Origin of the sequence: Microbacterium sp. GbtcB4 (genome assembly GCF_019091465.1) — a bacterium.
Classification (GTDB): Bacteria; Actinomycetota; Actinomycetes; order Actinomycetales; family Microbacteriaceae; genus Microbacterium; species Microbacterium paraoxydans.
In genome coordinates, this window is the sequence record NZ_JAGXJJ010000286.1 from 1 (window position 1) to 254 (window position 254).

Sequence of the window (254 nt, forward strand, 5' to 3'; positions counted from 1 at the left end):
CGGATCGTGGTGACGATCAAGCGGATCGGCATTAACGGCGAGGGCGTCGGCTATTACAAGCGCAAGGCAGTTTTCATCGATGGAACGCTGCCGGAGGAAGTCGTGAAAGCGACGGTGACGAAGGCCGAGCCGAGCTATATCACGGCCAAGCTGGACGAGGTGGAAAAGGCTTCGCCACACCGTCAAAAGCCGCCCTGTCCCGTCTACGACAGCTGCGGCGGCTGTCAGCTTCAGCATATGACGTATGAGGCGCA

Annotated in this window: 1 protein-coding gene; it reads left to right on the plus strand. The window is 59.4% G+C overall.

Annotation, left to right across the window (positions count from 1 at the left end):
* The coding region (locus tag KVS71_RS17920) for a TRAM domain-containing protein (RefSeq protein WP_217585211.1) at window positions 1-254 on the plus strand (254 nt) is incomplete at both ends.